The organism is Yokenella regensburgei ATCC 49455, assembly GCF_000735455.1.
Classification (GTDB): domain Bacteria; phylum Pseudomonadota; class Gammaproteobacteria; order Enterobacterales; family Enterobacteriaceae; genus Yokenella; species Yokenella regensburgei.
Genome location: NZ_JMPS01000086.1, coordinates 25,541 through 43,375, shown reverse-complemented (window position 1 = coordinate 43,375; position 17,835 = coordinate 25,541). Strand labels below are relative to the sequence as shown.

The window sequence follows — 17,835 nt, the reverse complement described above, 5'->3', positions numbered from 1 at the left end:
TGTTCCTGACTGAATAAAAAAAGGCTCCGTCTCCGGAGCCTTAATTAATCACAGCCTTAGCCAATTGTCATCAGGCTGGCGTTACCGCCTGCCGCTGCGGTGTTAATACTGAGCGAACGCTCATGGTACAAACGCTCCAGCAGCAGGTTGGTTTCGCCGCGGGCAAAACCCTGCACCGAGACAATGGCACCGTCGCGGCCCGCCACCTGCTCACACAGGGTGCGCAGCTGATCCGAATCCCCGTGGTAGATAACCGCGTCAAAGGACTGGGTCATCAGCGCATCGGTTTTGGCGAAGCGGATCCGTCCGGTCACTTCTTTCGGCAGTTTCTTACCGAGTGCGCGTTGCAGCGGCTCATCCGGCCACAGAACCTGGCTACCGACCGCCATGACGGCCGCGAGCTGGGTCAGCGCATCCTCTTCGTTATCCGCCACGCACAGCACGCGATCGCGCGGCATGAAGGTCAGGGTGTTGCGCTCGCCTGTTGGACCCGGCAGTACGCGCTGCGTACCGGCCTGCGCCTGCTCGCCATACTGCTGGCACAGGCTCTTCAGCACCGGATTGCCGGCAGCCCACTGGGTCAGCGCGGTTAACGGCTGTTCCAGCATCGCTTTTAGCTGAGTATCGACCGGACGTTCGGCATCCTGACGCGCCAGCGTTTTCAGCAGCGCATCTTCCGGGCGGCTCGCCAGCAGGCGATACAGATACAGCGGCCCACCGGCTTTTGGTCCGGTTCCTGACAGGCCTTCGCCGCCGAACGGCTGCACGCCAACCACGGCGCCGACCATGTTACGGTTCACGTACAGGTTACCGACGTGCGCACTGCCGGTCACCTGAGCGATGGTTTCATCGATACGGGTGTGGATGCCGAGCGTCAGACCATAGCCGGAGGCGTTGATCTGCTCCACCAGGCCTTCCAGCTCGTTACGGCGGTAGCGCACCACGTGTAGCACCGGACCGAAGACCTCTTTTTTCATCTCGTCGAAGCTATCAAGCTCAATCAGCGTCGGCGGAACGAAGGTGCCGCTGTTCCACTCGCGAGCATCTTCACTGTTCTCACGTACCGCCTGGAACACATTGCGGCCTTTGCTGCGCAGAGCCTGAATGTGTTGCTCGATGTTGGCTTTTGCTTCTGCATCGATAACCGGGCCAATGTCAGTGGTGAGACGACCCGGGTTGCCCATCCGGCATTCGGCCATTGCGCCGCGCAGCATGGTCAGGGTGTGCTCGGCGATGTCGTCCTGCAGGCAGAGCACGCGCAGGGCAGAGCAGCGCTGTCCGGCGCTGTCGAACGCGGAAGCCAGCACATCAATCACCACCTGTTCGGTGAGGGCGGAGGAGTCGACGATCATCGCGTTCAGACCGCCGGTTTCGGCAATCAGCGGCGTCGGACGACCCTGAGCATCAAGGCGACCGGCAATGCCGCGCTGCAGCAGGGTAGCAACTTCGGTAGAGCCGGTGAACATCACCCCACGAACGCGGTTATCGGCGGTGAGCTTCGCACCCACGGTTTCACCACGGCCTGGCAGCAGTTGGATAACGCCTGCCGGAACCCCGGCTTCACGCAGGATGGCGATCCCCTGGGCGGCAATCAGCGGGGTCTGCTCGGCGGGTTTTGCCAGCACGCTGTTACCGGCAGCAAGCGCTGCGGCAATCTGCCCGGTGAAGATAGCCAGCGGGAAGTTCCACGGGCTGATACACACCACCGGACCCAGCGGGCGGTGGGTGTCGTTATCAAAATCGTCACGTACCTGACCCGCGTAGTAGTGGAGGAAATCCACGGCTTCGCGCACTTCGGCGATGGCGTTACTAAAGGTTTTACCCGCTTCACGCACCAGGATGCCCATCAGCTGCTGCATCTGGCCTTCCATCAGCACGGCGGCACGCTCGAGAATCGCGGCACGCTCCTGCGGCGGGGTGGCAAACCAGATAGGCGCATTGTTGACCGCGCTTTCCAGCGCCTGGCTGACTTCCTGCTCTGTGGCTTCACGCACATAGCCAACCACGTCTTTCGGCTCGGCCGGGTTGTGAACGGCCACCATGTCACCTTCAGCGACCGGATGCTCGAGCATCGGCGCGGCCTGCCATTTCTGCAGGGCGCTGTTGAGCAGTGAAGAGGAGAGGGACGCCAGACGGTGTTCGTTGGCGAGATCAAGACCGGCGGAGTTAGCGCGGCCTTTGCCGTACAGATCGCGCGGCAGCGGGATCTTCGGATGCGGCAGCCCGGGCATGCCTTCCTGCGCGGCCAGTTTCTCTACCGCTTCAACCGGATCTGCCACCAGTTCATCCAACGGCAGAGTGTTGTCGGCAATCCGGTTGACGAACGAGGTGTTCGCGCCGTTTTCCAGCAGACGTCGCACCAGGTAGGCGAGCAGCGTTTCATGGGTACCGACCGGCGCATAGATGCGACATGGACGGTTCAGTTTGCCTTCCGCCACTTTGCCAACCACCTGCTCGTACAGCGGCTCACCCATGCCGTGCAGGCACTGGAACTCATACTGTCCCGGATAGTAGTTCTGCCCGGCGAGCTGATAGATAGCCGCCAGCGTATGGGCGTTGTGGGTGGCAAACTGCGGATAAATCAGGTTCGGTACGCCGAGCAGCTTCTTCGCGCAGGCAATATAGGAAACGTCGGTATACACCTTGCGGGTATAGACCGGATAACCTTCCAGGCCGTCCATCTGCGCGCGTTTGATTTCGCTGTCCCAGTAGGCACCTTTCACCAGACGGATCATCAGGCGACGGCGGCTGCGGGTGGCCAGATCGATCAGATAGTCGATGACGAACGGGCAGCGCTTCTGATAAGCCTGAATGACAAAGCCAATACCGTTCCAGCCGGCAAGCTCTGGCTCAAAGCACAGTTTTTCCAGCAGATCGAGGGAGATCTCCAGGCGGTCGGCCTCTTCGGCATCGATATTGATACCGATGTCGTACTGACGCGCCAGCAGGGTCAGGGACTTCAGGCGTGGATAGAGTTCTTCCATCACGCGGTCGTACTGCGCGCGGCTGTAGCGTGGATGCAGAGCCGAGAGCTTGATCGAGATCCCCGGGCCTTCATAGATACCGCGGCCGTTCGAGGCTTTCCCAATAGCGTGGATAGCCTGCTGATAAGAGACCATATAGGCCTGCGCATCGGCAGCGGTCAGCGCCGCTTCACCCAGCATATCGTAAGAGTAGCGGAAGCCTTTTTCTTCAAGCTTACGGGCATTTGCTAACGCCTCAGCGATGGTTTCGCCGGTGACGAACTGCTCGCCCATCAGGCGCATCGCCATATCCACGCCTTTACGGATCAGCGGCTCACCGCTCTTACCGATAATACGGTTCAGCGAACGCGACAGGCTGGCTTCGTTATGGGTAGAGACCAGTTTGCCGGTAAACAGCAGACCCCAGGTCGCGGCGTTAACGAACAGTGACGGGCTACGGCCAATGTGCGACTGCCAGTTGCCGTTGCTGATCTTGTCGCGGATCAGCGCATCGCGGGTGGCTTTGTCCGGAATACGCAGCAGCGCTTCCGCAAGGCACATCAGCGCCACGCCTTCCTGAGAGGAGAGGGAAAACTCCTGCAGCAGGCTCTGCACCATTCCGGCCCGACCGCTGGCGGTTTTCTGGTTGCGCAGCTTCTCGGCGAGCTGATAGGCAAGCTTATGGGCCTGAGTGGCAATATTCTGCGGCAGACGTGCCTGCTCCATCAGCATCGGAACGGCGTCGGTCTCCGGGCGGCGCCAGGCGGCGGTAATGCTCGCACGGGTGACCGACTGCGGCAGAATTTGCTCGGCGAATTCGAGGAACGGCTGATGGTTTTCGTCAACCGGCGCGCCGGCTTCTTCACTTTCATTCGCGGCGCCGGAAAGCAGTGCCGGTAGTTCCGGCAGCGCGTCGTCAGTTTCCAGACGCTCCAGATAGTTAAAGATGGCCTGTTTGATCAGCCAGTGTGGGGTACGGTCAATGCGGGTGGCTGCCGTTTTGATCCGCTCGCGGGTGGCGTCATCAAGTTTGACCCCCATGGTGGTGGTGCCCATGCCATTAGCTCCTGTGTATGTTCTTTATCGCGCTTTTACGTAGTTACGCTGAAATATCCACCATGTTGCAACTTTGTGCAACCTTGTTAAATGCGACCTGGCTAGCAACTTTAAAAATGAATGAATTGTTAATAAAAAAGTCGAGTTTACAGGTAGCGATGAATAATGCTCTGAGAGATACCGTGCGCCGGTTAACATATTTAAAAGGTGCAACCGGTCAAAACGTGAGCGAGTGCAACCTATGCAATATTTGTCCGCAAGGGTGAGTGCAATCGATGTAAATGCTGTGTTAAATCGTTTGTGAAAATTCAGGGTATCAGTCAGGATACTGTCCCCCTGGACAGTCACAGAACCCGCACCTCGTTCCGGTGAGGGAATAAAACGGCGAATAAAAAAATGCCGGGCAATAATTCTGGAGAGTTTTAATGGCTATTAGCACACCGATGTTGGTGACGTTTTGTATCTATATATTGGGCATGATCCTGATTGGATTTTTTGCATGGCGGTCGACAAAGAACTTTGACGATTACATTCTCGGTGGGCGAAGCCTGGGCCCGTTCGTCACGGCACTGTCTGCAGGTGCTTCCGATATGAGCGGCTGGTTGCTGATGGGGCTGCCGGGCGCGATTTTTATCTCCGGGATTTCAGAAAGCTGGATTGCGATCGGTCTGTGCGCAGGGGCATGGATCAACTGGAAGCTGGTTGCCGGTCGTCTGCGCGTGCATACCGAAGTCAACAATAACGCCCTGACGCTGCCGGACTACTTTACCGGCCGTTTTGACGACTCCAGCCGCGTGCTGCGTATTATCTCGGCGCTGGTCATCCTGCTGTTCTTCACCATCTATTGTGCATCCGGCATCGTGGCGGGAGCGCGTCTGTTCGAAAGCACCTTCGGCATGAGCTATGAAACCGCGCTGTGGGCCGGGGCCGCTGCCACTATCATTTATACCTTCATCGGCGGTTTCCTCGCGGTAAGCTGGACCGATACCGTGCAGGCGAGCCTGATGATTTTCGCGCTGATCCTGACGCCGGTTATCGTGATTATGTCGGTCGGTGGTTTCGGTGACTCGCTGGAAGTGATTAAACAGAAGAGCATCGAAAACGTTGATATGCTGAAAGGCCTGAACTTTGTCGCCATCATCTCTCTGATGGGCTGGGGTCTGGGCTACTTCGGTCAGCCGCATATTCTGGCACGCTTCATGGCGGCAGACTCCCACCACAGCATCGTGCATGCGCGTCGTATCAGCATGACCTGGATGATCCTGTGCCTGGCGGGTGCGGTAGCGGTCGGCTTCTTCGGCATTGCTTACTTCAACAACAACCCACAGCTTGCCGGTGCCGTGAACCAGAACGCCGAGCGCGTGTTCATTGAACTGGCGCAGATCCTCTTTAACCCGTGGATTGCCGGGATCCTGCTGTCGGCGATTCTGGCGGCGGTAATGTCAACGCTGAGCTGCCAGCTGCTGGTGTGTTCAAGCGCCATTACGGAAGATCTCTACAAGGCCTTCCTGCGTAAAAACGCTGGTCAGAAAGAGCTGGTATGGGTTGGTCGCCTGATGGTACTGGTGGTTGCGCTGGTGGCGATTGCGCTTGCCGCTAACCCACAGAACCGCGTGCTGGGCCTTGTGAGCTACGCATGGGCAGGCTTCGGCGCTGCATTTGGTCCAGTCGTGCTGTTCTCCGTGATGTGGTCACGCATGACCCGTAACGGCGCACTGGCCGGGATGGTTATCGGTGCAGTTACCGTTATCGTCTGGAAACAGTTCGCGTGGCTGGGTCTGTACGAAATCATTCCTGGCTTCATCTTCGGCAGCGTGGGCATTGTTGTGTTCAGCCTGCTGGGTAAAGCGCCGTCTACCGCAATGCAGAAACGCTTTGCAGAAGCAGATGCACATTACCACTCAGCGCCTCCGTCTCGTCTGCAGGCGGAATAACGCTCTGCTGTACCGTCTGAGCCCGGTTTCGGGCTCAGGCAATTCGCCTGAATCCCCCAATTCCTTCCCCTGCTAACTTTTTACATCCTGTCATCATTCTCGATACATATCGCTTGCGTTTCTTTTTGCGGTAATGATAATCACAATCACTTAAATTTACTTTTCTTTGCACCGGTTGACGGCGATTCACATTTAAGGATGTCGGCATGTTTGTACCGTTTCTCATTATGTTGCGTGAAGGGCTGGAGGCGGCGCTGATTGTCAGCCTTATCGCCAGCTACCTGAAGCGTACCCAGCGCGGGCGCTGGATTGGCGTTATGTGGATTGGCGTGTTCCTTGCCGCTGCACTGTGCCTGGGCCTTGGGGTCTTCATCAACGAAACCACCGGTGAATTCCCGCAGAAGCAGCAGGAGATCTTTGAAGGCGTGGTGGCGGTGATTGCCGTCATCATCCTTACCTGGATGGTGTTCTGGATGCGTAAAGTTTCACGCAATGTGAAAAAGCAACTGGAAGAGGCGGTGGATAATGCGCTGCAGCGCAGTGGCAACCACGGCTGGGCGCTGATCCTGATGGTCTTTTTCGCCGTCGCCCGCGAAGGGCTGGAATCCGTCTTCTTCTTGCTGGCCTCTTTTCAACAAGACCTGGGTATCTGGCCACCGCTCGGCGCGATGCTCGGGCTGGCAACCGCCGTGGCGCTCGGATTCATGCTCTACTGGGGGGGGATCCGTCTCAATCTTGGCACGTTCTTTAAATGGACCAGCCTGTTTATTCTGTTTGTGGCGGCAGGCCTGGCCGCGGGCGCAATTCGTGCTTTCCACGAGGCCGGTCTCTGGAACAACCTCCAGCAGGTCGCATTCGACTTTAGCGGCGTGCTGACCAACCATTCGCTGTTTGGCACCCTGATGGAAGGCATTTTTGGCTACCAGGAAGCGCCAAGCGTCAGCGAAGTGGTGGTTTATTTCCTCTATCTGATTCCGGCGCTGGTGCTGTTTGCACTGCCGCCACGTGCCACCTCCCCGGCATCGGGCGCGGCGCGATAAAACACGTTGAATAGTTACAACATACTTTTTAAGGGATGTGTCATGACGATTAACTTCCGCCGTAGTGCGCTGCAGCTGGGCATCGCTGCGCTGTTCACCTCTGCTTTTGCAGCTCAGGCCGCCGATATTCCTCAGGTAAAGGTTACAGTAAACGACAAACAGTGTGAGCCTATGAGCGTCACCGTTGCTGCGGGTAAAACCCAGTTCATTATTCAAAACCACAGCCAGAAAGCGCTGGAGTGGGAAATTCTGAAAGGGGTGATGGTGGTTGAAGAGCGCGAAAACATTGCGCCAGGCTTCACCCAAAAGCTGACCGCCAACCTGCAGCCTGGCGAATATGAGATGACCTGCGGCCTGCTGACCAACCCGAAAGGCAAGCTGATTGTCAAAGGCGCGGCGTCTGCCGATGCGGCAAAAGCTGATGCCGTGCTGAGCCTTGGTGAAGCCATCACGGCGTATAAAGCTTATGTGACGGAACAAACCGCAGAGCTGGTAAAAAATACCAAAATCTTTACCGATGCCGTAAAAGCAGGGGATCTCGCCAAAGCGAAATCGCTCTACGCCTCGACTCGCCAGAACTACGAGCGTATCGAACCGATTGCCGAGCTGTTCTCCGATCTCGACGGCAGCATTGACGCTCGTGAAGATGATTTCGAGCAGAAAGCGGCCGACCCTAAATTCACCGGCTTCCATCGTCTGGAGAAAGCGCTATTTGGTGACAACAGCACCAAGGGGATGGAGAAGTATGCCACTCAGCTGAACACCGACGTGCTGGAGCTGCAAAAGCGCATCAGCGAGCTGGCGTTCCCGCCGTCTAAAGTGGTTGGTGGTGCCGCAGGGCTGATTGAAGAAGTCGCCGCCAGCAAAATCAGCGGTGAGGAAGACCGTTACAGCCACACCGATCTGTGGGATTTCCAGGCCAACATCGATGGTGCACAGAAAATCGTGGATCTGCTGCGTCCGGAACTGCAGAAAGATAACAGCGCTCTGCTGGCGAAAATTGATGCCAACTTCAAGAAAGTGGACACCATTCTTGCGAAGTACCGTACTAAAGACGGTTTCGAGACCTACGACAAACTGACGGATGCCGATCGTAATGCGCTGAAAGGGCCGATCACGACGCTGGCTGAAGACTTGTCTCAGCTTCGTGGGATCCTGGGACTGGATTAAGCAACATGACCGATGAGAAACACAACGACGTGAACGAGCCGTCACGTCGTCGCTTACTGAAAAGTATGGGCGCACTGGGAGGCGCGCTGGCCCTCAGTGGAGGATGCCCGGTTGCCCATGCGGCGAAACCGCAGAGCGCACCGGGAACGCTGTCACCCAACGGGCGGATGGAAGTACAGCCGTTTTATGGCACCCATCAGGCCGGTGTTCTGACGCCACAGCAGGCGTCGATGATGGTGGTGGCGTTTGATGTGCTGGCGAGCGATAAAGCCGATCTTGAGCGCTTATTCCGTCTGTTGACCCAGCGTATCGCGTTTCTGACCAAAGGTGGTCCGGCGCCGGAAACGCCAAACCCACGGCTGCCCCCGATGGATTCAGGCATTCTCGGGGCCTATATTGCGCCGGACAACCTGACGATGACGCTCTCTGTCGGACAGTCGTTGTTCGATAATCGCTATGGTCTTGGCGATAAGGCACCGAAAAAACTGCAGAAAATGACGCGTTTCCCGAACGATGCGCTGGATGCCTCACTGTGCCACGGTGACCTGTTACTGCAAATTTGTGCCAACACACAGGATACGGTGATCCACGCGCTGCGTGACATCATCAAACATACGCCCGATCTCCTGAGCGTGCGCTGGAAGCGGGAAGGATTTATTTCCGACCATGCCGCGCGCAGTAAGGGCAAAGAGACCCCGGTTAACCTGCTCGGCTTCAAAGACGGGACGGCAAACCCGGACGGCACCGACAAGCCGCTGATGGATAAAGTGGTGTGGGTGACGGCGGATCAGGGGGAACCGGCCTGGGCAGTCGGCGGCTCTTATCAGGCGGTGCGTATTATTCAGTTCCACGTTGAGTTCTGGGACCGCACCCCGCTTAAAGAGCAGCAAACCATATTTGGTCGCGACAAGCACAGCGGAGCACCGCTTGGGATGCAGCGCGAGCACGATGTGCCGGACTACAGCAAAGATCCGAACGGCGAGGTTATTGCGCTCGACAGCCACATTCGTCTGGCCAACCCGCGCACCAAAGAAACCGAATCCAGCCTGATGATGCGCCGTGGCTACAGCTATTCGCTCGGGGTGACCAACTCCGGTCAGCTCGATATGGGCCTGCTGTTTGTCTGCTATCAGCATGATCTGGAGAAGGGGTTCCTGACGGTACAAAAACGGCTTAACGGTGAGGCGCTGGAGGAATACATCAAACCGATTGGCGGTGGCTATTTCTTCGTTCTGCCGGCCGCGAAAGACAGCCAGCTCTATCTCGGGCAAACCCTGCTTGAGGCCTGACGCAAAACCTGCCTTCGGGCAGGTTTCTTTTTTTCATTACGCCGTTCGCTGAAATAATACTGTCATAGGAATGTCAGACACTGCGTTCAGCCGATAAGATTTTTTTTGTTATCTTTTGGTAAAAATAATGTTGCATCAATAGCGGAAGTTGGTGTAATTATTACTTAAGCGGTAGTTCCCGGCAGTGATGTGTTTCACTATGGAGATCGCTAATGGTAGCGTCCTGTACTGGACAAGTCAGAACAACGATGACCCGCATCACCCAGCGCGGAGGCCCAAACTCCGGCAGCGATTTCTTCACCCCTGAATTTATCCTCAACTCTCCAGTTAGCAAATCCACCGATGCTAGCCAGGATGCATTTTGTCCTGCTATGGCATCTCATACAGCAGCAAGCAATGGCTTACAAGGAAGCCAAACCTCAGACGTTCGTACGCATAATCGCGCCCGTTCCGGTGCGTGTGATGAATACCAACAACTCAAGGTGCTATCCATGGGAAGACAAAAAGCAGTGATCAAAGCTCGTCGCGAAGCAAAACGTGTGCTGAGACGGGATTCACGTAGCCATAAGCAACGTGAAGAAGAATCGGTCACCTCGCTTGTGCAGATGAGTGGCGTCGAAGCAATTGGCATGGCCCGGGAAGGTCGTGATAGTTCTCCAATTGAAGCGCGCAATGAGGCTCAGGCGCACTACCTGAATGCTATCGAGAGTAAACAGCTGATCTTTGCCACCGGGGAAGCCGGATGCGGTAAAACGTGGATCAGCGCAGCGAAAGCAGCAGAAGCCCTGATTCATAAGGATGTGGACAGGATTATTGTCACCCGTCCGGTTCTGCAGGCCGATGAAGATCTCGGCTTCTTACCCGGAGACATATCTGAGAAGTTCGCGCCTTATTTCCGCCCGGTTTACGACGTGCTGGTGAAACGGCTGGGAGCTTCTTTTATGCAATATTGCCTGCGACCTGAGATTGGGAAGGTGGAAATCGCACCGTTCGCCTATATGCGTGGACGTACCTTTGAGAATGCCGTTGTGATTCTGGATGAGGCCCAGAACGTGACTGCCGCGCAAATGAAGATGTTCCTTACACGCCTCGGGGAAAACGTGACGGTTATCGTGAACGGTGACATCACCCAGTGCGATTTGCCTTCTGGCGTGAAGTCTGGCCTGAGCGATGCGATGGCGCGTTTCGAGGAAGATGACATGATAGGTGTGGTGCGTTTTGGCAAGGACGACTGCGTGCGTTCAGCGCTCTGCCAGCGCACGCTGCATGCCTATAGCTAATCGTGGTTGTGCTGTCTTCAAAGCCCGGGAAACCGGGCTTTGCTTTTGGTGTAGTCTTTGTGTTGAGTGGTGCTGCAACAGGCAAAAAAAAAGCCCGTACTTGCGTACGAGCTCTTCTTTAAATATGGCGGTGAGGGGGGGATTGACTCGCTTCGCTCGCCCTGCGGGCAGCCTGTTCGCTGCGCGCTCAGTCTGTCCACCTGGCTGTCGCCAGTTGTCGAACCCCGGTCGGGGCTTCTCATCCCCCCACGGGGGTGCTACATGCGAAAAAAAAGCCCGTACTTACGTACGAGCTCTTCTTTAAATATGGCGGTGAGGGGGGGATTCGAACCCCCGATACGTTGCCGTATACACACTTTCCAGGCGTGCTCCTTCAGCCACTCGGACACCTCACCATATTGTATTGCTGCCAACCTCTTAGGGGGCAACGGGGCGCTACTATAGGGAGTTGCAGGAAAACGGTCAAGCAGATTTTAAGTATTCGTGCGCGTTCGGTTAAGCAATAAACAGCTCCGCGAGTTTTACCTCGCGGAGCCGGGAATTAACGCTGTGAATCGAGCACTTCGCTGTTCTTCACCACGTCCTGCGCCTTGCTGTAACTTTCGATCAGCAACTGATAGGCCGGGAAAATATGGGTGTACACTTCCGCCCATTCAGCGGCGTCTTCACGGTTCCAGGTACGCTGAATTTCTGATGCAACCGCCGCGGTGTCCATAGGGACTACACCGGCCTGAACCACGCGAGCCAGCGTTATCTCCTGCGCCATTTTGCTGTAGGTGCCGGAAGCATCAATGACTGCGAACACTTTATAACCGTCGGCAACTGCGCTGATGGATGGAAATGCCATACAGACGCTGGTGATAGTACCAGCAATAATCAGCGTTTTACGTCCTGTGGCTTTCACCGCCGCGACAAACTCCGGGTTATCCCACGCATTGATTTCACCTTTACGCGCAATGTACTGCGCATGCGGTGCATTAGCATGAATTTCCGGAATTAGTGGCCCGTTTGGTCCCTGTGGTACCGATGCTGTAGTGATAACCGGCATCTTCGCCAGAGACGCAATCTTCGCCAGCGCCGCTGCACGAGCGCGCAGTTCCGGCATTGGCATATCGGCTACGGTCTGGAAAAGTCCGCTCTGATGATCAATAAGCAACATGACGCTGTCGTTAACATCAATCGCCGGGCGGGAACCGTTAAAATTTGCAGGGGTAGACATCGTTCTCTCCTTATTACTCTGAGATCTGGCCAAAGCGGCCGGAATTGAAATCGTTGATAGCTTCCGCGATTTCGTTTTTGGTATTCATAACAAATGGGCCGTAGCCAACAATTGGTTCGTTCAGGGGGGCTCCTGCCAGCAGCAGCACTTTGGCATCGCTGTTAGCTTCAATATGCAATTTTTCCCCTGTCTGGCTCAGGACAACCAGCTGAGCTTCGCTTGCAGGCGTAGTGCCGTTAACCGTGATGCTGCCTTCAAGCACTACCAGCGCCGTGCTCCAGCCTTCAGGCTGGCTGAGCGGCAGATGGCTTCCCTGATGAAGCGTGATATCCCAGACGTTCAGCGGCGAGAAGGTGTGCGCCGGGCCTGCATGGTTGCTAAAACTTCCGGCAATGACACGGAGTTCCCCGCTGTTGTCCGGCAGCGCCATCACCGGGATCTGGTCTTTGGTGATGCTCTGATAGCCGGGTTTTGCCATCTTGTCTTTTGCTGGCAGGTTGACCCACAGCTGAATCATCTTCAGTTCACCTCCCTTGCGGGAAAATGCCTCTGAATGGAACTCTTCATGCAGAATGCCTGCGCCTGCTGTCATCCACTGCACATCGCCGGGGCCAATCACGCCGCCCTGGCCTGTGGAATCCCGGTGTTCCACTTCACCGGCGTAAACGATAGTGACCGTTTCAAAGCCACGATGCGGATGTACCCCAACGCCACGTTTGGCACCATCGGCCGGGAAAGTGTGGGGGCCGGCGTAGTCCAGCAGTAGAAACGGACTTAACGGCTCGCCGTGAGACTGATAAGAAAACATTGAACGAACCGGAAAACCGTCGCCAACCCAGTGCGGACGCGGTGCGGTATAAACGCCTGTTATCTGTTTCATGGTTTTCTCCTCATGTTCGGTTGATGTGTATTAGCTTATATTTGAGGTTAATATTCCGGTAGAGTGTAAAAATGACATGCACTGTTCATAAAATGGAACGATGAGGGGTTTATGCAGGATCTCAATGACTTCGCGTGGTTTGTACAGGTGGTGGATCATGGTGGTTTTGCTGCCGCTGGGCGTGCGCTCGACATGCCAAAATCGCGCCTGAGCCGCCGTATTGCGCAACTTGAAGAGCGCCTGGGCGTACGACTTATTCATCGCACAACCCGGCAGTTCAGCGTTACCGAAGTAGGGCAGACGTTTTATCAGCACTGCAAGGCAATGCTGATAGAGGCGGAAGCGGCACAGGAGGCTATTGCCGCTCTGCAGGCGGAACCGCGCGGGATGGTGAAGATTAGCTGCCCGGTCACGCTTTTGCATGTGCACGTAGGGGCAATGCTGGCAAAATTTATGCAACGCCATCCGGGCGTGACGCTGCAGCTTGAAGCGACCAATCGTCGCGTGGATGTGGTAGCCGAAGGCTTTGATATCGCCATACGCGTGCGTCCGCGACCGCTGGAAGACAGTGATTTGGTGATGCGCGTGCTGGCCGATCGGGGCCATTGCCTGGTGGCAAGCCCCGATCTGATTGCCAGGATGGGACAACCGCAGGCGCCCGCCGAACTTAGCCGGTGGCCGGGATTAAGCCTGAGCGCCGGGAAGCACCAGCATCACTGGGGATTGAACGGGCCGGATGGCGCCCGCGCCGAGGTGCATTTCACCCCGCGGTTTATTACCTCCGATATGCTGGCGCTGAGAGAAGCCGCCGTCGCCGGCATTGGCCTGGTACAATTGCCGCGCCTGATGGTGCGCGAACAGCTTACATCCGGAGAGCTGGTTGCCGTACTGGCAGAGTGGCAACCGCAGAGAGAGGTGATCCACGCGGTATTCCCGTCGCGTCGTGGGCTGCTGCCTTCTGTTCGTGCGCTGGTAGATTTTTTAACCCAGGAGTATCAGGCGCTGGAGGAGGAGTAGGGGATGACCCTGGGCCTGATAAGCGAAGCGCATCAGGCCCGTACAACAGGCGAAAAAAAAGCCCGTACTTGCGTACGAGCTCTTCTTTAAATATGGGCTCTCCGGCGTCTGCCATATATCGAGTTGGTATGTTTATGATCTATGACTGAAAAAGATAGTGCTTTTTACTAAAATGTTTATGCCCATCTGCATACCTGTTTCCAGCAGTGGCGAGATATCAGGAAGCCGTTGCTGTCGTTGTCCGTAAGTGTCCAGTTCAGGCGAAGCCAGCCAGACCACCACAAAACTATCACCTTATGAATTATTCGTGAGAGAGAAATTTTATCATTTTTTTTGATTTCATTAACTACTACCACCATTAACTTATTAAATGATAGTCATGAGCTTACTAATTATTTTTATTTTTCATTCGCGTCTTTTTATACTTGTCATATATTATGATAGTGTCATCATAGACCGTTAGTCTTGCAGAGTAATCCTTGTTACTCTTGTATTTGTTTTTCATCGCGGATAGTTTGCGTTCAATATCTGAGCAATTTTCTTTAATAACACTTTCAACAGTTTTGTAAGTTGTTTTTTCCAGGCGTGGATCAAAGTCACTTATCCAACCCTCGCAGGCATCAGCACTTTCAAAAAAATCCTGAAGATCTTGTGGCATTTTTTCTATAATAACTTTATTCACCGCAAGTAATAAACTGGAGTGCAAGGTAAATAATATCATTAAAATAATTTTGAATAAATACTTGTTATTCATGACGCCATCCTAAATGGTGTTTTTAATCCATTGTATTTGTGATAGATTCATATTGGTTTTACAATATAGTGACGAAATTGAGGGGCGATAGCCAGGAAGCGCTCCGTCACTTTGTGAGGCATACTTACATTGCTTTTCACGATAAAGAATAAAGGAGCGATGCAGTTCGGGGAATGTTATTCTTGCTATGTGAATATAAGGTTCGTAATCAATAGAGCCATCTTCATTAATCCCTCTCGCTCCTTCAGTATCATATTTCTTTAGCCTTTGTTCTGCGCTGTCCTCCTCATGTTTTAACGCCAAAACGCTCTGCTGATATTTGTCCATAAGACACCAGTAAACTTTATCTTGTTGTATTAACTGGTCGTATGAGCAATCTGATACTTTTATTTCATGTGCATTGGTAATGTTGCACAATAATAACAATGAAAATAAATATTTGTTTGTTTTCATTTGTGCTCCTTAAGAGTGTTATCTATTTTTTTGTTCTCATCAGCGACAATGAGACCATAAACATATTCAACTTTGTCTGCATAATTTATATCACCAGGTTCACTGGCTGTTGCTCGCTTTGGGTCTCCATTATATTGTATTTGAATATTTTGAGGCGTTAATAATTTCCATCCGGGTATGTACTGTTCCAGATGCGATTTTTTATACTTAAGTTTATCACCAGGATGAATAGCTTTAATGCCGTTCAGTGTAGTAAGAACTCCCTGTGTCGTCCCTATTTTCTTGGCGATAGAACTATAGCCAAGATCTCCCATAACGACTTCATAGATATATTCTTTTTCATCGTCATAGACAGTTTTATCTTTTTCTGTTTCTGACATTTTTATCATTAAGAGAGCAATGCCTGCCCGAATATTATACTCAGGATTGCTTTTTATCATATCAGATTTATTTTTTAAATATTTGTCCCAGTCTTTTGGCACTATAATATTATATTTTCTTGGATGAGCAGGAACCGTCACCTCGAGGATTCCTTTATCTCTGATATTTCCTATCTGCATAGTTCTTGTTTTCCATGCGGGTGAAGTCGCACCTGTTTCAGTCCATATCATCGCCTTAATCAGTTTCCAGTCCAGCGGTTTGTACTGTTCGATATTTTTCGACATAGATAAATGCTGATTAATCTCAGATACAAGTTTCCTGATTGTATTATCATAAATATACCAGTCATGATTCCCAATCGCTTTTTCCCGGTCCGCCTTCCATTCATCAAGAGGACTGAGTTTTCTGGGCGGTTGTCCAGAACCCCTTCCTGTTGTCCGGGGATTTGCTTGGGGTCTTTTCCTCGGATTTTCTGTTGTTGGGATGCCTTTGTGTGCTACTGCAGTGCGCTTTACCATTTGAAGCCTTCCATTCATTTGTAAAATCTTTACTAAAAAATCCTCTCATCCCATAAACTGTATGCACTGGTCCCGGCAATGCAGTGTTCCCAGTTGATTGATTCATATATAAAAGAAATACTTTCCTGAGGTTGTACTTCGCTGTCAATAACTACATGCGTAATCGAGAAGTTAATATCACTAATTCGGGCGTTTTTTAATTCTAGCTTGTAATATTTTTCATTAATACCAAATCTATTTGTCCGATAAAAATCAAAAGTGCAGGTCAATATTTCATTATCGCTGATTGCTTTTCCCAGTAAAGGTGATGATTTATCGACGGGTTTTTTTATCGTAACTGAATGATGATTGACATTTTGATCCCGACTTAATCCATGTGTCAACTCATACACCATAATATGATCAAGATGTAGTAACTGTGCTTTATTACCGATAGAGTCAAGTGAACAGCAACCAGCTGAAATCAATCCTTGCCTTTCACCATTTAGTGTTAAATAAATTAAATTGGCCATGTTAATCTCCTTGATTTAACGATTATTTTTCGGGTTTTGCATTAGTTGCCGACTCCGGCACTATATTGTTTTTCAGCAGCAGCCAGCGGCTTAATACGCCATCCAGCTGTTCATTAATTTGTTTTCCCAGCGCTTCCGTATTCCGTCCCTGTAACCTGGCGTCCTGGTACTGTGTCAGCAGGAATTCCAGCGGCGTTTCCTGATTCAGCAGTCGTTCCGCCTGCCAGGTGACGGTTTTGATATAGGAGAGGGTAAAGCCCTGTTTCTCTGTCTCCCGTTGCATCATCAGGTCGGCAAAGTCACGCAAATTCTGGCGTGCCTGCTGCCAGCCACGCATTTGTGGGCTGCTTTGCGCGCGGGTTTTCAGGATTTCATTCCACTGCGCAGTTGCCTGCTGCTGCTGCAGACTCTCCGGCCAGCGGCTGTCCGCTGTTCGCATCATCTGCATACCTGTTTCCAGCAGTTGCAGCGGCGAGGCGTCAGGAAGCCGTTGCAGCCGTTGTCCGTAACTGTCCAGTTCAGGCGAAGCCAGCCAGACCGTTGCCGCGCCCTGCGCCGTATCCCTGACCTGTGCCAGTTGTTGTTGTATCGGGTACACCTGCCACCACCAGAGTGCGACAGCGACAGCCGTCGTACAGGCAGCACCCGCCATAAAGCCTTTGCTGTTCTGGGCGGACGTGGCGCTGGCTACTGATGCTGCATCCTCCGTGGTGCTGTGGTGGACTTCCACCTGCATTTCCGGCAGGTTGGGCAGGGGCGGGAGGTTTTCCTCCGCGGCGGGCCGTGTGCTTTCGGGGGCATAGATCAACGTTCTGACGGTAGCCTGCACACTGCTTTTCGGCTGTGGTTCAAGTCGTTTACGCGTGTTCTGCACAAAGTAAAGCAGGTTTTCTACATGCGGCTGGCGTTTCAGTTTCACTTGCTGGAGTTTGTCGCAAATCAACTGCAATGCGCGCTCAGTCCGGTACAGCAACGGCAGGTCAGTGTCTGAAAAGGACAGTTGTTGACGCAGGATATTACCGGTCCGGGTATTGAGCCAGTCAAGCATCCCTGTACGGGCTGGTTCATCCTGCGGCCAGAATTTATCCCAGTCGCGGCTTATCATTGCCGCCAGTAACTCCACCCCTTCGCAAAACCCGGCCAACCCGTGTGTACGCGTGCGTGCCAGGGTATAATAGGTGGCCGTGTGCAGATCCACGCCGTTGGCTTTAAAAATCGCCAGCGCCAGTGATTCCACCAGTTTCCAGTTCAGTTCCGGCTGCGACGGGTGAGAGGATTTATTGATCTCTTCCCGCAGAGCGCTGAATTCCGGTAGGCCTCGCGGATCGCTGCCGGTAACAATAATTTGTGTGAGTATGTCCTGGCTCAT

14 protein-coding genes and 1 tRNA gene are annotated in these 17,835 nt (G+C 53.5%); 6 read left to right on the top strand and 9 right to left on the bottom strand.

The features are described 5' to 3' along the window. Positions 1-56: 56 nt before the first annotated feature. Positions 57-4,019, bottom strand: coding sequence for a trifunctional transcriptional regulator/proline dehydrogenase/L-glutamate gamma-semialdehyde dehydrogenase (gene putA, locus GYRE_RS21710; RefSeq protein ID WP_038258406.1), 3,963 nt, complete (start codon positions 4,017-4,019; stop codon positions 57-59). A 425-nt stretch (positions 4,020-4,444) separates the two neighbouring features. Here putA and putP point away from each other — a divergent pair, with 425 nt between their 5' ends. From putP to phoH, 5 genes are all read left to right on the top strand, one after another. Continuing rightward, a complete protein-coding gene (putP, locus tag GYRE_RS21705) occupies positions 4,445-5,953 on the top strand; it encodes a sodium/proline symporter PutP (protein WP_006819405.1) in 1,509 nt (502 codons plus the stop codon). Positions 5,954-6,159: 206 nt separating this feature from the next. Further along, positions 6,160-6,993 carry an iron uptake transporter permease EfeU gene (efeU, locus tag GYRE_RS21700; protein WP_006819407.1) on the top strand — a complete coding sequence of 278 codons (834 nt, stop codon included), beginning with the start codon at positions 6,160-6,162 and terminating at the stop codon, positions 6,991-6,993. A 42-nt stretch (positions 6,994-7,035) separates the two neighbouring features. Continuing rightward, on the top strand, positions 7,036-8,163 hold the full coding sequence (gene efeO, locus GYRE_RS21695; RefSeq protein WP_006819408.1) for an iron uptake system protein EfeO: 1,128 nt from the start codon (positions 7,036-7,038) through the stop codon (positions 8,161-8,163). A gap of 5 nt (positions 8,164-8,168) precedes the next feature. Continuing rightward, positions 8,169-9,452: an iron uptake transporter deferrochelatase/peroxidase subunit gene (efeB, locus tag GYRE_RS21690; protein ID WP_038258403.1), complete on the top strand. Its 1,284-nt coding sequence runs from the start codon at positions 8,169-8,171 to the stop codon at positions 9,450-9,452. A gap of 491 nt (positions 9,453-9,943) precedes the next feature. Continuing rightward, on the top strand, positions 9,944-10,732 hold the full coding sequence (gene phoH / locus GYRE_RS21685; RefSeq protein ID WP_038258398.1) for a phosphate starvation-inducible protein PhoH: 789 nt from the start codon (positions 9,944-9,946) through the stop codon (positions 10,730-10,732). 307 nt (positions 10,733-11,039) lie between these two features. Here phoH and GYRE_RS21680 read toward each other — a convergent pair. The 3 genes from GYRE_RS21680 to GYRE_RS21670 form a co-directional block, all read right to left on the bottom strand. After that, positions 11,040-11,127, bottom strand: a tRNA-Ser gene (locus tag GYRE_RS21680). 146 nt (positions 11,128-11,273) lie between these two features. Then, entirely contained in the window at positions 11,274-11,951 is a 678-nt protein-coding gene (locus GYRE_RS21675; protein ID WP_006816545.1) for an isochorismatase family protein, read from the bottom strand. A gap of 13 nt (positions 11,952-11,964) precedes the next feature. Beyond that, on the bottom strand, positions 11,965-12,831 hold the full coding sequence (locus tag GYRE_RS21670) for a pirin family protein (protein WP_038258395.1): 867 nt from the start codon (positions 12,829-12,831) through the stop codon (positions 11,965-11,967). A gap of 111 nt (positions 12,832-12,942) precedes the next feature. Here GYRE_RS21670 and GYRE_RS21665 point away from each other — a divergent pair, with 111 nt between their 5' ends. Then, entirely contained in the window at positions 12,943-13,848 is a 906-nt protein-coding gene (locus tag GYRE_RS21665) for a LysR family transcriptional regulator (RefSeq protein ID WP_038258392.1), read from the top strand. Between the two features lie 388 nt (positions 13,849-14,236). Here the strand turns inward: GYRE_RS21665 and GYRE_RS21660 are convergent, their stop codons facing one another. Genes GYRE_RS21660 through GYRE_RS21640 form a run of 5 tightly spaced genes read right to left on the bottom strand, consistent with a single transcriptional unit; the run spans position 14,237 to position 17,835 of the window. Next, positions 14,237-14,602 carry a hypothetical protein gene (locus GYRE_RS21660; protein WP_038258391.1) on the bottom strand — a complete coding sequence of 122 codons (366 nt, stop codon included), beginning with the start codon at positions 14,600-14,602 and terminating at the stop codon, positions 14,237-14,239. 9 nt (positions 14,603-14,611) lie between these two features. Then, complete coding sequence (locus tag GYRE_RS21655) at positions 14,612-15,055, bottom strand: hypothetical protein (RefSeq protein ID WP_038258388.1); 444 nt, start codon at positions 15,053-15,055, stop codon at positions 14,612-14,614. After that, positions 15,052-15,954, bottom strand: a complete 903-nt coding sequence (locus tag GYRE_RS21650) for a LysM peptidoglycan-binding domain-containing protein (RefSeq protein ID WP_038258385.1) — start codon at positions 15,952-15,954, stop codon at positions 15,052-15,054. The genes GYRE_RS21655 and GYRE_RS21650 overlap by 4 nt, the downstream gene beginning before the upstream one ends. A 32-nt stretch (positions 15,955-15,986) precedes the next feature. Next, complete coding sequence (locus tag GYRE_RS21645) at positions 15,987-16,466, bottom strand: Hcp family type VI secretion system effector (RefSeq protein ID WP_038258382.1); 480 nt, start codon at positions 16,464-16,466, stop codon at positions 15,987-15,989. A gap of 22 nt (positions 16,467-16,488) precedes the next feature. Further along, positions 16,489-17,835, bottom strand: coding sequence for a VasL domain-containing protein (locus GYRE_RS21640; protein ID WP_038258378.1), 1,347 nt, complete (start codon positions 17,833-17,835; stop codon positions 16,489-16,491).

What these genes read in the sequence shown, in the direction of transcription:
- GYRE_RS21650 (WP_038258385.1), bottom strand. Translation starts at nt 15,954, where the DNA reads ATGGTAAAGCGCACTGCAGTAGCACACAAAGGCATCCCAACAACAGAA.
- efeU (WP_006819407.1), top strand. Translation starts at nt 6,160, where the DNA reads ATGTTTGTACCGTTTCTCATTATGTTGCGTGAAGGGCTGGAGGCGGCG.
- GYRE_RS21640 (WP_038258378.1), bottom strand. Translation starts at nt 17,835, where the DNA reads ATGAGCCAGGACATACTCACACAAATTATTGTTACCGGCAGCGATCCG.
- phoH (WP_038258398.1), top strand. Translation starts at nt 9,944, where the DNA reads ATGGGAAGACAAAAAGCAGTGATCAAAGCTCGTCGCGAAGCAAAACGT.
- putP (WP_006819405.1), top strand. Translation starts at nt 4,445, where the DNA reads ATGGCTATTAGCACACCGATGTTGGTGACGTTTTGTATCTATATATTG.
- efeO (WP_006819408.1), top strand. Translation starts at nt 7,036, where the DNA reads ATGACGATTAACTTCCGCCGTAGTGCGCTGCAGCTGGGCATCGCTGCG.
- GYRE_RS21660 (WP_038258391.1), bottom strand. Translation starts at nt 14,602, where the DNA reads ATGAATAACAAGTATTTATTCAAAATTATTTTAATGATATTATTTACC.
- GYRE_RS21665 (WP_038258392.1), top strand. Translation starts at nt 12,943, where the DNA reads ATGCAGGATCTCAATGACTTCGCGTGGTTTGTACAGGTGGTGGATCAT.
- GYRE_RS21670 (WP_038258395.1), bottom strand. Translation starts at nt 12,831, where the DNA reads ATGAAACAGATAACAGGCGTTTATACCGCACCGCGTCCGCACTGGGTT.
- GYRE_RS21675 (WP_006816545.1), bottom strand. Translation starts at nt 11,951, where the DNA reads ATGTCTACCCCTGCAAATTTTAACGGTTCCCGCCCGGCGATTGATGTT.
- GYRE_RS21645 (WP_038258382.1), bottom strand. Translation starts at nt 16,466, where the DNA reads ATGGCCAATTTAATTTATTTAACACTAAATGGTGAAAGGCAAGGATTG.
- efeB (WP_038258403.1), top strand. Translation starts at nt 8,169, where the DNA reads ATGACCGATGAGAAACACAACGACGTGAACGAGCCGTCACGTCGTCGC.
- putA (WP_038258406.1), bottom strand. Translation starts at nt 4,019, where the DNA reads ATGGGCACCACCACCATGGGGGTCAAACTTGATGACGCCACCCGCGAG.
- GYRE_RS21655 (WP_038258388.1), bottom strand. Translation starts at nt 15,055, where the DNA reads ATGAAAACAAACAAATATTTATTTTCATTGTTATTATTGTGCAACATT.